10 protein-coding genes are annotated in these 13,689 nt (G+C 62.5%); 3 read left to right on the forward strand and 7 right to left on the reverse strand.

Going from position 1 to position 13,689, the window contains the following annotated elements; genetic code table 11:
• From AC07VG_RS10475 to AC07VG_RS10490, 4 genes are all read right to left on the reverse strand, one after another.
• Window positions 1-409 (reverse strand): phage infection protein (locus tag AC07VG_RS10475; protein WP_495021121.1); only part of this gene is annotated, 409 nt, incomplete at its 3' end.
• Window positions 410-723: 314 nt separating this feature from the next.
• Window positions 724-1,239: an NUDIX hydrolase gene (locus tag AC07VG_RS10480; protein WP_495002315.1), complete on the reverse strand. Its 516-nt coding sequence runs from the start codon at window positions 1,237-1,239 to the stop codon at window positions 724-726.
• Between the two features lie 8 nt (window positions 1,240-1,247).
• Entirely contained in the window at window positions 1,248-1,964 is a 717-nt protein-coding gene (locus AC07VG_RS10485) for an NUDIX hydrolase (protein WP_495002314.1), read from the reverse strand.
• Between the two features lies 1 nt (window position 1,965).
• Window positions 1,966-2,511 carry an adenylyltransferase/cytidyltransferase family protein gene (locus AC07VG_RS10490; RefSeq protein ID WP_495002313.1) on the reverse strand — a complete coding sequence of 182 codons (546 nt, stop codon included), beginning with the start codon at window positions 2,509-2,511 and terminating at the stop codon, window positions 1,966-1,968.
• Between the two features lie 167 nt (window positions 2,512-2,678).
• On the opposite strand from AC07VG_RS10490, the gene AC07VG_RS10495 reads away from it, so the two are divergent.
• From AC07VG_RS10495 to nadE, 3 genes are read left to right on the forward strand one after another with little or no spacing between them, the layout of a single operon-like run.
• Window positions 2,679-3,332, forward strand: coding sequence for an isochorismatase family protein (locus AC07VG_RS10495; protein ID WP_495002312.1), 654 nt, complete (start codon window positions 2,679-2,681; stop codon window positions 3,330-3,332).
• A gap of 3 nt (window positions 3,333-3,335) precedes the next feature.
• Complete coding sequence (gene pncB, locus AC07VG_RS10500; protein ID WP_495020997.1) at window positions 3,336-4,565, forward strand: nicotinate phosphoribosyltransferase; 1,230 nt, start codon at window positions 3,336-3,338, stop codon at window positions 4,563-4,565.
• 1 nt (window position 4,566) lies between these two features.
• Window positions 4,567-5,394: an NAD(+) synthase gene (gene nadE / locus AC07VG_RS10505; protein WP_495002310.1), complete on the forward strand. Its 828-nt coding sequence runs from the start codon at window positions 4,567-4,569 to the stop codon at window positions 5,392-5,394.
• Window positions 5,395-5,401: 7 nt separating this feature from the next.
• Here nadE and AC07VG_RS10510 read toward each other — a convergent pair whose 3' ends face one another.
• From AC07VG_RS10510 to AC07VG_RS10520, 3 genes are all read right to left on the reverse strand, one after another.
• Entirely contained in the window at window positions 5,402-5,998 is a 597-nt protein-coding gene (locus AC07VG_RS10510; protein ID WP_495002309.1) for an NUDIX domain-containing protein, read from the reverse strand.
• A 418-nt stretch (window positions 5,999-6,416) separates the two neighbouring features.
• Window positions 6,417-7,619 (reverse strand): MFS transporter, encoded by a 1,203-nt coding sequence (locus AC07VG_RS10515; protein WP_495002308.1) that lies wholly within the window; start codon window positions 7,617-7,619, stop codon window positions 6,417-6,419.
• Between the two features lie 306 nt (window positions 7,620-7,925).
• Window positions 7,926-13,556 (reverse strand): dermonecrotic toxin domain-containing protein, encoded by a 5,631-nt coding sequence (locus AC07VG_RS10520; RefSeq protein WP_495020998.1) that lies wholly within the window; start codon window positions 13,554-13,556, stop codon window positions 7,926-7,928.
• Between the last annotated feature and the right edge of the window lie 133 nt (window positions 13,557-13,689).

The raw sequence follows: 13,689 nt of genomic DNA on the forward strand, positions 1-13,689 counted from the left end.
GATCGATCAGACGATCCGATCCACCTTCAGCAACGCGGCGATCGATCAGACGATCAGAACCACCTTCAGCTACGCGGCGGTCGATCAGACGATCCGATCCACCTTCAGCAACGCGGCGGTCGATCAAACGATCAGAACCACCTTCAGCTACGCGGCGATCGATCAGACGATCAGAGCCACCTTCGGCTACGCGGTGATCGATCAGACGATCAGAGCCACCTTCGGCTACGCGGCGGTCGATCAAACGATCAGAACCACCTTCGGCAACGCGACGGTCGATCAGACGATCAGAGCCGCCTTCAGCCACTGCTTGTTGAGTGTGGGCGACCACGGGTTGAGCCGAGGAGGCGGCGAAAGCGTTGACTGCCAGTACCGAGAAAGCGAGGCCGAGAAAGAGTTGGCGTTTCATGGTGGTGTGCTCCGGGTGTTATGCGTTGGGTATGGAGCAAAGGTTACGCGCTTGGATTTTTAAGAGAACTTCATTGGGTCGATGGTGACCATCGACGGCAATGATGGAGTCCTGGCAGGGGAGGATGCCGCAATGCCTGTAGGAGCGAGCTTGCTCGCGATGGACTCAAGAGCACCGCGGTTACCTGCTAAACGCGTGTCATCGTTAACGACCATCGCGAGCAAGCTCGCTCCTACAGTGGCCAATGTTCGCTTTACTGAGCGGAATTGGACCATGCCGGGTGGATCGGGAGGTGGACGGCGAGGAGCATTGGCCTACAAGGCTGCAACTTCTGCATGGGCGATCAGCATCATCGCCGCCGACAAGGTATGCCCGTCGGTAATCTTGCCCGCGGCAATCATCGCCTTGAGCTGTGCCAGGCTGACGAACAGCACCTTGTCGACCTCGCCGTCGGTGCCTTCCACCGCTTCGCCGTCAATGTCCACCCGGCAGACAGCAACCGCGCTGGCGATCAGTGAGGTATTGCTGTGCAGCAGGCCCAGTTCCGTGATCTTCAGGGCCGGCCAGCCGGTCTCTTCCAGGAGCTCGCGAGCGGCGGCATCGCTGGCGGTCTCACCGCTGTCGATGGCACCACGGGGGAACTCGATCGATTGGGCACCGATGGCCCGGCGTTGCAGCACCGCCAGCATCAGGCGTCCATCCGGCAGGACGGGCACCGCGACCACGCCATTGATTACCTGGGCTTCCTTGATGATGAAATAACCCCGCTCCTTGACCACATCGAAGTAGGGCGTGTGCAGCAGGCATTGGGATTCAGTGTCGGGCTTCATGCGTGGCGTTACTCCAGAAAGCAGCGGTCGAACAGATAAAGTGCGTCAGGTTTGAGATTTTCCAGGGTGGCTTGCGGTCGGCCGCCGTCGCCTTGCTTCTTGCGCCCGGTTTCCCGCAGGTAGCCGGCTTCGGTCATCTTCATCAGGCGTTGCCGGGTGCTGGTCTTGAGCACCGGGCGCGCCAACACCCGGGAGAAGATCGCGGTGGCTTCCGGCGCACTGAACTCGGCGCCGAGAAACATCAGCGGCAGGCTGCTGTACAGCGATTTGGACAACAGTCGCTCCTGTGCCGCCGCCACCAGCGCGTTGTGATCGAAGGGCAGGCGCACCGAGGCGTCGGCGACGCTATCGAGGGCGAACCAGGCCTGTTGCTCATTCAGGGTTGGCTCTTCACTGACAATGGCCAGGTAGAAGGTCGAGGATGACCAGCAGCGTGGGTCGCGAAAGGCATCGCCCACGGTGCCCACCTGTTCGATCCAGGCCAGCGGCAGGTTGACCTTGTTGCTGGCACGCAGGCGTTCCACCGCGTCGTCCAGCGTCAGGTCGGCCACCGCGCCATTGACCACCACACCCGGCAAGGCCCAATGGCCCTGGAAGGGATCGGCTTCACGTTTGTGCAGCAGGATCTGCAGGGCCTGGCTGTCACGGCAGTAGAAAAGCACGCACAAGTCGACGGTGTGCAGGTAGTCGCTTTTCCTCGGCGCGCTGGGGGTACGGTCCGGCATATCAATTCCTGTGTGCGGCATAGACGCCGTAGTCTACCGGATCCATCCCGGGTGCCATCCAGTGGGCGGGCAATGTTTCGCCCTGCGCCAATCGCTCGCGCAGCAATGTACTGCGTACGCCGGCCTGTTCTTCCACGCAAAGTACCGAGAAACGCTCAAGCAATTGCGTGCCCAGATGAAAGTCCGGCAGCTGCGCGGCGACGTCATGCCCGACCACCAGGGCGATCTGCCGGGTGGGCAGACCAGTCATTTCGGCCAGGGCACAGAGCAGCTCATAACTGTAGACCGGGGTCTCGTTGTCCCGGGCCAGCTGCTGCTCGATCCGGCACACCGAAATCGTCGACGAGCAGGTCGGACGCACCTGTTCGACGATCGCTTGCAACCAGCCCAGGCGCTGTTCGTACTCGGCCATGCGCTTGCCATGGGGATGCCTGAAGGACGGCACCACCCACACCGAGCGTGCGTGACGGGACGCTTCGATCATCACCTGGGCATGACCGGCGTGAGGGGGATTGAAGGCGCCGCCGTAGATTGCGAGCTCGTACATGGATGGGTCTCCTTTGCTTTTAAAGTACTCGTCATGTACTTATGTATCAAGTGGATTTCTCATGATGTGTCTATATTTTATATGATTTGATTGCAGTGAATGAAATCATGCTTGCTTTGAAAGTACATGACGTGTACCTTTGTTTCATCGCAAAGGGAGAACCCGCCATGAACGCTCAAATGATCAAGACCGCCGCTTTCGATGTCGACGCCCAGAAGGGCTTTACGCCACTCTGTCCGGATGAGCTGCCGGTGGTGGGCGGCCATCTGATCGGTGCCGAGCTGAACTTCATGGCTTCGCTGGCCGATATCCGCGTCGGCAGCAAGGATGCCCACAGCCCCCAGGCTCCCTGGGTGGTGGAATCCCACGAGCAGATGCTCAAGCCCACGGGTCTTGAGCACGCCGACCTGACCTGGGTCAGCCACTGCGTACCCGGCACCGAAGGTTTCACGCTGCTCGATGAGCTGCCGGCGCCCCAGGACTACGACTATTTCGTCTGGAAGGGCGTGGAGCCGGCACTGCACCCTTACGGCGCCTGCTTCCACGACCTCCAGCACAAACTCTCCACGGGGGTGATCGAGTACCTGAATGCCCAGCACGTCCGGCAGGTGATCGTCGGTGGCCTGGCCCTGGATTTCTGCGTCAAGACCACCGCGCTGCAACTGGCGGGGGCGGGGTTCAAGGTCATCGTCTACCTGCCGGCTTGCCGCACCATCAGCGCCGCCGGCGCGCAGCAGGCGGTCCACGACCTGCAACAGGCGCGTATCGAAGTCGTCAACAGTCGCGAACAGCTGGCCCGCGCGGCGAGCCACAAGGAGTAAGTCATGGAAAGTGCATTCAACCGCGAAGGCGGCATCATCCAGGGACTGCTGGATACCGACTACTACACCTTCACCATGATGCAGGCGGTGCTGCACCAGTACCCCAACGTTGAGGTGGAGTATCAGTTCATCGTGCGGTCCCAGGAAAAACTCACGCACCTGATCCCCGAACTGCGCCTCGAGCTGGAAAAACTCGCCGGCCTGCAAATGCGCGAAGGCGAGCTGCGCTTCTTGTTCAACCGGCGTTTTCGCGAATACCTGACAGCGGATTTCGAGCAGTTCCTCGGACTGTTCCGGTTCAACCTGCGCTACCTCCAGGTCGGTGAAATCGACGGCCAGCTGAGCATCCGCGTTCGCGGGCCGATGTTGCACTGCATCATGTTCGAACAGCCGGTATTGGCCCTGGTCAGCGAGTTGCGCAACCGCGACAAATATCCCGACGTGGCGCTGGAAGACGTCAGCCGCAAGCTCTACCAGAAGTTCGAGTGGCTGGAGAAGCACCTCAGCCGCGATGAACTGGCCGACCTGCGGGTCTCGGACTTCTCAACCCGCCGGCGCCTGTCGTTCCGCGCCCAGCGTGAGGTGGTGGATATCATGCGGCGTGATTTTCCCGGGGTGTTCGTCGGCACCAGCAATGCGCACCTGGCCTACGAGTTCGATCTGCCGCTGATCGGCACCATGGCCCACCAATGGCTGATGGTCCACCAGCAACTTGGCCGCCTGCGCGAAAGCCAGAATGCGGCGCTGGAGAACTGGGTGCGCGAATACCGCGGGCGTCTCGGGATCGCCCTGACCGATTGCATCAGCACCGACTTTTTCCTCAAGGACTTCGACCTGTATTTCGCCAAGCTCTACGACGGCCTGCGCCAGGACTCGGGCGATCCGATTGTCTGGGCCGACAAGGTGCTGGCGCGTTATGCGCAGCTGGGAATCGATCCGATGACCAAGGACCTGATGTTTTCCGATGGCCTGAACTTCGAGACGTGCCTGCCGATCCTGCGGCATATCCGTGGCAAGGCGCGGTTCGGTTTCGGCATGGGCACCAGCCTGGCCTGCGATGTCGACGGGGTCGAACCGCTGAGTATCGTCATGAAGCTGGTGCGAGTCCATGGCGAACCGGTGGTGAAGTTTTCCGATGACCCGGTGAAGAACGTTTGTGAAGACCCGTCGTTCCTGCGCTATGCGGCGCAGGTGTTCAACGTGACTGAGTTCAACCAGAAGCTGGAGGTGTGAGATGGGAACCGAAAATCAGGATCGTATTGCCACAGCGCTTGGGGTGAACCGGCAACTGGCACCGGGCGATGAGACGGCGGAATTGGCTCGCCGCATCGATTTCATCAAGACGCTGTTGCAGCGCTCCGGTTGCCGGGCGTTGGTGCTCGGGATCAGCGGCGGCGTCGACTCATTGACGGCCGGTCGGCTGTGTCAGTTGGCGGTGCAGCAGTTGCGCGAGGAGGGGGGCACGGCGCGCTTTATCGCCATGCGCTTGCCGTACCGGACCCAGGCTGACGAAAGCGACGCTCAGGCGTCCCTGGCGTTTATCCGGCCGGACCAGATCAGCAGCGCGAATATCTCGGCTTGCGTGGACGGCTTGATGGGCAGCCTCGACGTCGAAGGTCTGGAGGCAACCCCGGCACAAGTGGATTTCGTCAAAGGCAATGTCAAGGCCCGGGCGCGGATGATGACCCAGTACGCGCTTGCCAACTTCGTCAACGGGCTGGTGGTCGGCACCGATCACGCGGCGGAGGCGCTGATGGGTTTTTTCACCAAGTTCGGCGACGGGGCCTGCGACCTGGCGCCCTTGTCCGGCTTGACCAAGGGCCAGGTACGGCGGCTGGCCTTGGCCCTGGGCGCGCCGGAGCCACTGGTGCACAAGGCGCCGACGGCGGATCTGGAAGAGCTGCTGCCGGGCAAGCCGGACGAGGTCGCCTATGGCTGCACCTATGCCGAGATCGACGCCTACCTGTTGGGGCAGCCGGTGTCGGCGCAGGTCAGCGCGATCGTCGAAGCCGCCTATGCCAGGACCGCGCACAAGCGGGCTTTGCCGTACTCGCCGGTGTGAAGCGGGATCAGCGCGGGGCGTCGAGGGTGTTGTTCAAGGCCACATACTGCAACAGCATGATGGTCTTGGCATCGACGATTTCCCCGCGGCGGACGGCTTGCAGGGCATCGTCCAGGGACAGCTCCAGTACTTCCAGATCCTCGCCCTCGGCTTCCAGGCCGCCACCGTGGCCGACCTTGCTGTCGCCGTCGTATTCGCCGAGGAAGAAATGCAGTTTCTCGGTCACCGAGCCGGGGCTCATGAAGGCTTCGAAGATCTTTTGCACGTTCTGCACGCGGTAGCCGGTTTCCTCCTCGGCTTCGGCGCGGATGCGGTCCTCGGGCGAGGCGTTTTCCAGCAAGCCGGCGGCGGCTTCCACCAGCATGCCGTCGTGGCCGTTGATGAACACCGGAAAGCGGAATTGGCGGGTCAGCACCACGCTGCGTTTTTCCCGATTGAACAGCAGGATGGTCGCGCCATTGCCGCGGTCGTAGGTCTCGCGGCTTTGCCGTTGCCAGGTACCGTCGCTGCGCAGGAAGTCGAAGGTGGTTTTCTTCAGCAGGTACCAGTCGTCCGAGAGGACGGTGCTGTCGATGATGCGAACCCGGTCTTTCGTTGCGGTCATGATCCACGCCCTGTGGTATGCAAAGCGCAGATCATACAAGGGCGCGTTGTCTTTGTCGGGATTCTGCGCTGCCTGTCAGGTCCTCTTCGCGGGCAAGCTCCGCTCCCACAGGTTTTGCAGTGCACACAGAACTTGTGGTTGCCGCGGATCTAATCACAGGTTTTTTGCAGTGCACACAGAACTTGTGGTTGCCGCGGATCTAATCACAGGTTTTGCAGCGCACACAGAACTTGTGGTTGCCGCGGATCTAATCACAGGTTTTGCAGTGCACACAGAACTTGTGGTTGCCGCGGATCTAATCACAGGTTTTGCAGCGCACACAGAACTTGTGGTTGCCCTGGATCTAATGTGGGAGCGGAGCTTGCCCGCGAAGAGGCCGTTGAGGTCGCTAGAGAGACTTGCAGACCTCAATCACCCGTTATGCCAGCGCCATCGGCCGCTTCTGGCGATTAGCGACCCTCAGGAAACTCAACAGTGCCACCAACGGCAAGGCACTGCCCAGCGCCATGATCGCCAGCCAGCCACCTTGCTCATACAGCACGCTGGCCAGGGCCGAGCCGCTGGCGCCGCCGATAAAGATGCTGGTCATGTACAAGGCATTCAGGCGACCGCGGCTGGCGGCGTCGAGGGCATAGACCGAGCGCTGCCCGAGGACCATGTTCATCTGCACCGCGAAGTCCAGCAACACACCGGTCACGGCCAGGCCGATCACGCTATAGGCCGGATGAATCAGCGCCGGGGCAAAGCTCAGCGTCGCCAGCAACATCGCCAGCCAGGACGCCCGGTGCGTATGCCCGGCATCCGCCAGTCGACCGGCCAGCGGAGCGGCGAGGGCACCCATCGCCCCGACCAGGGCGAACAAGGCGATCTCCGACTGCGACAGACCGTGGACCCGCGACAGCTCCAGCGGCACGGCGGTCCAGAACAGGCTGAAGGTGGCAAACATCAGGCCCTGGTACCAGGCGCGCTGGCGCAGTACCGGCTGGTCACGAAACAACTTCCCCAACGACCCGAGCAGTTGCCCGTAGGTAGCGCTGTGATTGGGCTGGCGCTTGGGCATGGTGGTAAGGATCACCAGCATGATGAACAGCATCAGCACGGCGGCGGCGATAAACACCGTGCGCCAGCCGAAGTGGTCGGCGACCACGCTGGACAGCGGCCGCGCCAGCAGGATGCCCAGCAGCAGGCCTCCCATGATCCCGCCGACCACGCGCCCACGTGATTCTTCAGGGGCCAGGTGCGCGGCCAGGGGGATGAGGATTTGCACCGATACCGAACTGAAACCGATCAGCAGCGACACCACCAGGAACACCCCGGGCTGCCGGGCCAGGCCGGCCGCCACCAGGCTGAGCACCGCGATCAGCGCGGTGCCGATCATCAGCTTGCGGTTTTCCAGCAGGTCACCCAGCGGCACCAGGAAGAACAGGCCCAGGGCGTAGCCGATCTGGGTCAGGGACACGATCAGGCTGGCGCTGTGGGCGGAAATACCGAGGTCCGGAGCGATCAGCTCGATGATTGGCTGAGCGTAGTAGATATTGGCCACGATGGCGCCGCAGCAGAAGGCGAACAACATCACCAGGGCGCGGGTCATCACGGGGGCAGCATGAGGGTGGGTTGGCATGGCTTCAAGGCTCTGGAACAGGTGAGGTAAGCGAGTCTAGACATTGAGCCGCGGCGGTGTAAGACGGCCGCGGGCATAGTCGATATCAGCCTGGTTGATTGTCCAAAGGCTCCTGTGGTGGCTGTTCGGCCGCCCCGAGAGTCGGCCGCTCGTGGCACGACGATCAGCCAGGTAATGAAGGTGATGCCGCGCGTGCTGATCGTCGAGGATGATCGACCGCGCCGGAACGGGTCATGACCGTCCATGGCGCGGGCTATCTGTTCACCGCCCTGACCTCAAGGGCGGCTTGAAGCAAAAGTGGGTGGATCAGAGATTGGTGGATTCGACCAGGCGCACCAGCCCGACCTCTTTGACCACCGCCTGGCTCAGCTCGTCGAAGCTGGCGAACAGCCGCGCTTGGTTGAATCCCCAACGCTCATGAACGATATAGAACTTGCCGGTATTCCTGTCGGTTCGAATGATCGTCGTGACCAGGGATCGATCCCGGGAGCGATTGATCAGCACGGGCCCTTGCGGGGCATTTTCTATAGTGAACATGCCCGCGCGACTGAGTTTCGGATGGGTGTCAAGCCTGGGCTGGCGCAGGTAGGTGACATTGCTGAGTTCGACCACTTGCCTCATGTTGGCTTGCTTGAGTACCCAGATCAGGTCGTCGATGCTTCTGTATTTGATTCCAGCGATATTGAGGTTCATGGGGCCCTCGATATGAAACACATCGTAGGAACGCCCTGCACCGTCGACAAGCTGGCTCCGTGTCACCGGCTGCTGCGCCGTGACCAACGAAAGGCCAGGGTTCTGGGGATCGACCGGCCGGTAGACGATGGTGTACTGCTCGCCGCTTTGTTCGATCAGGAAATCCCCTGGCCGGATCAGCAGCCCCCTGTGCGGCTTCGGTACATGTGGCAGGGCCTGGGGCGCCACGTTCACTTCCACTTTCGCATCGGCCCGCACGAGTTGAATATCCTGTGCATATTTGCCTTGGGTGAACTCTCCCGGGTCCCGCAGGACGCGCAGCGGCGAGGGGTGCCCACCGACATCGACGGTCCGCAGGTTGACGGCCTCCAACAGGTCGGCGAGGCCCGGCTCGCCAAGCACGGCGCTGGCATGTGAATCCTGGGTCAGGGCAATCCAGCGATGCGGGCCTTGTTGCAGTTGGTCTGCCTTGATGACTTGCCGGGCGTAGTATTTCAGGGCTCTGATCCGACTCGGGTTGTAGTGGCGCACGCCCTGGCGGTAGCTCGTGGCACAGTCGAGCGCCTGGACGCGAATGCCATTGCGTTGTGCGCTGCCAATCACCTCATACAATGAATGGGGGCCGTGCGGGTCGATGCCCTGAGCGATATCTTGCTCTGTCAGTACGTTCCTCAGACGCTGGGGCATGACACCGGTACGATGGAAGTCATTGAGGTGAACCTGATCGAAGTCCGTCAGGAGGTTTTCCATGTACAGGGTCTTGGCCTGGTGTTCCACGGCGAGCGAACGCATGTTGTCGATCAGGAACTTGCGACCGCCCTTGGCGTGGTAGGGCGCACCGAGGACGATACCGTTTCCGGTCTGGTAGCCACGTTCGATCAGTTGTGTCGCCAGCCCGGCGTCCAGCAGGTCGGGCGCCAGTGTTCTGGCCACGGGGGCCGGGTTTTCGGCGAAGAAATTTTGGCTGTCTTCAAGCAACCGTTGTGAGTGTGAGAACACTTTAGAGGCGGCCTGGCGCTCCAGTGCTGTAGCATTCGGGGTATACCAGTGGGGGTCAAGCCTTCTGCTGGTCGTGCGAATCAGCTCTTCGATCGCGCCCCGTTGGGCGGCGGGGATCTCATAGCGCGCGGTGCCGACCGGTTCGGGCGCGCCGCCCAGCCCGCGAATCCTGGGCAGGGGCCGCCAACCTTTGCCCTCGCGCACGAGCTCAATGTCTTCCGCCCAGTTGTTCTCCCTGAGTATGTAGCGCTTGCCGGCCCGGGAGCCGGTGCGGTACCACTTGCCTTCCAGTTTCACGTACTGCTCCATGCGCGGCGTGCGGTCGATGAACAGGCCGTCGCGCAGATAGTTCAGTTCCGGCGGTGTTTTGATTTCAAACTCACGCAGATCCGCGGCCATGGACCTGAGTGATGTCGCCGACGAAGGCTCGGCGCTCAGCAGCGGTTGCCGGCTGCCGTCGTGGCGCAGCCGGTAGGTTTTGATCAGGCGGGAAGTCTTCCCGCTGGGCAAGGGGCGGATCTGGCGCAACAGAGGCTTGAACGCCTGCAACGGCAAGATGCCCGCGGCGTCGAGGAGCGTCTGGAGCAGCGCGTCCGTGGCCTCTTGATAATGGCCATGGATAAGGGCCTGGTTGAAGTTGGCCAGGCCGTACAGACCACGCAACAGGTAGGCCGGCAGGCTGAGCGGCAAGGGGGCGATGCCGAGGATGAGCTCGATGGCGATGCGCAAACTCACGTTGATCCAGTACCAGACCGTTTCACTGTCCACCCGTTGGTTGCTGGCCCCGAAGTATTCCACGCTGGCGATCAGGTGCTTGACCCTGGCCTCGTACAGTGTGCTGAACAGGTCGCCTTCGATAGGAAAGTAACGTACCAGCGGGGCTTGGCGCGCGAACAACTGGGCCGGGTCCCACTGTTCGTTCCGGGCCGCTCGTGTGATGCAGTAGCTCTTCCAGTCTGGTTCGAGCAGCAACGCTTCGATGGCCGCTTTGTTCGCCAGCTCGCGCCAGGTTTTACCATCGGGGCCCTGCGGCGTGTAGAACAGCAGCGTGCCGGATGGATCGTCGGTGCTGATGACCAGCACCTCGTCGATACTCACACCGTTGCGTGCCTGCCCCGTGCCGCCGAGCATCAGGTAGTTGGCGTTTACCTTGTAACCGTCCAGCAGCGGACGACCGTGTACCGCCGAGTGCTTGAGCAGATGTTCGATGCGCCTGTAGCCTCGTTCCGGGGCGCTGTCCCTGGCGTCGAGAAAGTCCCCGCTCAGGCGTGCGACATAGGCATGCAGCTTCATCCGCGCCCGTTCGCCTTCGATCCAGGCCGTGCGCAGCGCCGCCTGGTCCGGGCCCAGCAATTTTTGCTTGAGCAGCGTCTGGTACTGGCCTGGTGCGTCCACGTCCTTGACGATAGCCCGCACGTCGGCGTCCGACAGGTGCAGCGCGGTCCCTGTCGGCGTGCTGATTTCGGCCTTGAAGTTGACTGTTTCGCCGAGGCGCACGCCCTTGATGTTCTCCAGCGCCAGGGCCGTCAACGACAGGCTGCGGCGGTGTTCCTTGGTGGTCGGCGGTTGGCTTTGCCAGGCCGGGCTCGGGTAGATGTTGGTTTGGGTGACATGCACCTCGATGCTGTCAGGGTCGAGCGGGACCTGGGGATAGCGCTGTTGCAGATGGGACTTGAGCAGACTGGTTGCGTAAGCCTTGAGGGCTGGCAGCTCACTGAGCGACGCGGGGATCGGATCGGTTTTCAGGGTGGGTCGCCACAAGGTGACGAGTCGGGTCTGTTCGTCCAGGCTGATATTCCTGATTCGGTTCAACAGGTCACTGAACATCAGGTCGCGATTGCGCCGACTGAGGACGGGGAGGATATCCAGCAGCCTGGCCAGGCTGACGGCACCGTCCAGTTGTCGGGCGAATTCGCCGACGTCGTTGTACAGGCCCGGAGCGCCTCTGGCGAAGCGCCAGGCATCGGCGAAGTCCTCTTTTTGCTTGGCGAACAAGCCGTCCACCAGCCGTTGGAAGGGATCGCCCGGTTCGAGCCGGTAGCTGAACGGTGCCGTGCGGTCGGGGGCGTTCGCGGGGTTCCAGGTGCGCTGCCGCTGCGGCAGCAGGTCGAGCAGCGATCCGCGCTCGACCTCGTCATCGAGGCGCTCGGTCAGATTCCTCTTCAGAGCCTGCAATGAAGCGAACGGCTCCAGGCCACGGCCGATCTGATAGAACAACACCGGTAGTTTGTAGGTGTCTTCATCGGGACTGCGGGTGATGACCAGGCAGCCTTCGAGGAACAGGTCGGACGGTTGCAGGGCGATCCGGTAGACGTGGATCGGTCCTTGCGCGGGGAATTTTTCCTGGCGCCGGGCATGAGTGGGGTGTTCCAGAACTCGCTCCAGATCCTCCCGATGGCTTTTATCCAGGCTCAGGTCCAGCTCGCGCAATTGCGCTTCCAGGCGGATCTGCGTGCGCAGGTTTTCCCGCAGCAGTGGTGCGGCGCTGGCCCAGAAACTCTCCAGTTGTTCGGTAAAGCGCGTGTCGAAGCCAAGGCCGGCATCCTCCAGGGTTTTGCTGAAGCGCCCGAGGTCCAGGCCGCTCAGTTGCTGTTCGTTATAGGCGGCGGTGGCGCTGGCGTAGAAGCCGCTGGTGGCCGGGTCGAACGTTTGGGTATTGCCGGCCAGATGCTTGGCAAAGACCTCCGTCAGCGTCTGCGACTGCCTGACACCGCGATAGCGCACCTGCTCTGCGCGTTCACCGCTGTCCGACAGGGGCCAGTAGCGGGTCTCCTCGTAAGTATTGAGGAAGATCGCATCGGGATTTTTCGAGGCGGCCTGGGGAAAGTCACGGGCCAGTTGCCGGCTCAAGAGCAGGCCGGCGAACCAATGGAAGTTGGGCTGCTGGCGCACCAGCAACAGCGTGCGTTCATTGGTGGCAGCCAGATCATCGAAGGCGTCCCGCTGGCTCTGGGCGAGTGGGTCGGGGGCGGCGAAGCTGGTGGGTGGATTCTGTTGGTAGCCGTTGCCATCGGAAAGACGTTGTGAGGGTTCCAAGGGTGAGAGTCCTAGCAAGGCGCCCAGGTGGGCGCGTGAAAGAGGAGGGTGTTGGCGTAGCAGGTGCTGGATGGCCTGGCGGTCCGTCAGGCCGAGGCGGTTGCGCAGGGTGCCGGGCAGGGTTGCGAGGACCGCGGGTAGATCGGCTTCTGGCTTCTGCTCCGGCCCTGCGGCGGCATGCAGGGTGAAGCTGCCGTTGCGGCGCAGGATGAGGTGGGTCTGTTCTGCGTGCTGCTCGCCGGCGCCAGCCAGCAACGGGCCGTCCGGCGCGTGGTCGCGCAGTTCCAGGCGCACGCCGCTCGATGGCCAGCCCGGCAAGGTGGCAAGGCTGTGCAGCAGCAGCCGGCAGGTATCGTCGTTGCGCTGCCGGCTCTCCAGGAACAGGCCCTCATAGGCCAGGCTGAGACGCTCCTCCTGCAGATACCAGTGGGCATCGCGCTCCTGGCCCTCGCTCGGTTCGCCCTCGGACAATGCCAGTGACTGCCGGTCATGCTCGCTCGAGTTGGCGAGCAGTTCTTCGGCCGCCGCCCGGGACAGCCGGGGGATTCGGCTACGCAGCAGATTCACCAGCGGATCGTGGGATTGCTGCCGGAAGGCATGGAGGTTATCGAACAGGTCCTCGCGGTGAGAGGACAGTACAAGAGCGGCCTTGTGCTTGAGCGCCGATAACTGGCTATCGAGGGTGGGGTACCGCCCGCCCAGCAGTGACGCGCTCTGTGTCGGATTCAGGTGTTGCAGGACGCTGTGCCACAGGTTGCCATCGAGCACCCGGGCCCGGTTGACACGCACCCTTGGCAGGCTGGGCGAGAGGTCAGGACCGTACTCGGCCGCCGCCGAATTATCGGGCGGATCGTACACGTGCAACACACTCGTCGCCGGCCAGAGCAGTTCCAGGCCGAGCAGTTGCAACTGCCAGGACAGGGTTGTCACCTCGGATACGGAAGGGGACTCAAGGCGCAGCGCGTCGATGAAGTCCTGTATCTCCTGCTCCAGGTCGAAGCGCAGGCGGGTGTCCAGCAGCAGCGCTGGCACCTGCCGGGATTCGCTGTAGAGGGCGCGCAAGGCGGGAGTGTCGATACCGCTGGCCAGACGAATGCGTCGGGCGGTCTCGGCGGGCAGGTCGCCGAGAAAATGCTCGATGGCGTGTTCCAGTGACACCGACGTGGCGGCGCTGGCGGGGGGATCGCTCGAGAAGATCGGGGGGCTCATGCTGGAGGTCCTTGTCGTGGCGTGAGGACCGTCATTCAACGCGCCAGCCGAAGACCGAGTGCGGTAATTAATGCTGTGGCAGCCGGGTATCGCACAACTGGGCGGGCGGCTCGATCCCAACCAGGCCACCCGC

The sequence above is a fragment of the Pseudomonas sp. GW821-FHT03C07 genome, from assembly GCF_059420925.1.

Bases quoted from the DNA above. Each gene is read 5' to 3' on its own strand.
- AC07VG_RS10520 (WP_495020998.1), bottom strand. From the start codon at position 13,556: ATGAGCCCCCCGATCTTCTCGAGCGATCCCCCCGCCAGCGCCGCCACG.
- nadE (WP_495002310.1), top strand. From the start codon at position 4,567: ATGGGAACCGAAAATCAGGATCGTATTGCCACAGCGCTTGGGGTGAAC.
- AC07VG_RS10480 (WP_495002315.1), bottom strand. From the start codon at position 1,239: ATGAAGCCCGACACTGAATCCCAATGCCTGCTGCACACGCCCTACTTC.
- AC07VG_RS10510 (WP_495002309.1), bottom strand. From the start codon at position 5,998: ATGACCGCAACGAAAGACCGGGTTCGCATCATCGACAGCACCGTCCTC.
- pncB (WP_495020997.1), top strand. From the start codon at position 3,336: ATGGAAAGTGCATTCAACCGCGAAGGCGGCATCATCCAGGGACTGCTG.
- AC07VG_RS10515 (WP_495002308.1), bottom strand. From the start codon at position 7,619: ATGCCAACCCACCCTCATGCTGCCCCCGTGATGACCCGCGCCCTGGTG.
- AC07VG_RS10485 (WP_495002314.1), bottom strand. From the start codon at position 1,964: ATGCCGGACCGTACCCCCAGCGCGCCGAGGAAAAGCGACTACCTGCAC.
- AC07VG_RS10490 (WP_495002313.1), bottom strand. From the start codon at position 2,511: ATGTACGAGCTCGCAATCTACGGCGGCGCCTTCAATCCCCCTCACGCC.
- AC07VG_RS10495 (WP_495002312.1), top strand. From the start codon at position 2,679: ATGAACGCTCAAATGATCAAGACCGCCGCTTTCGATGTCGACGCCCAG.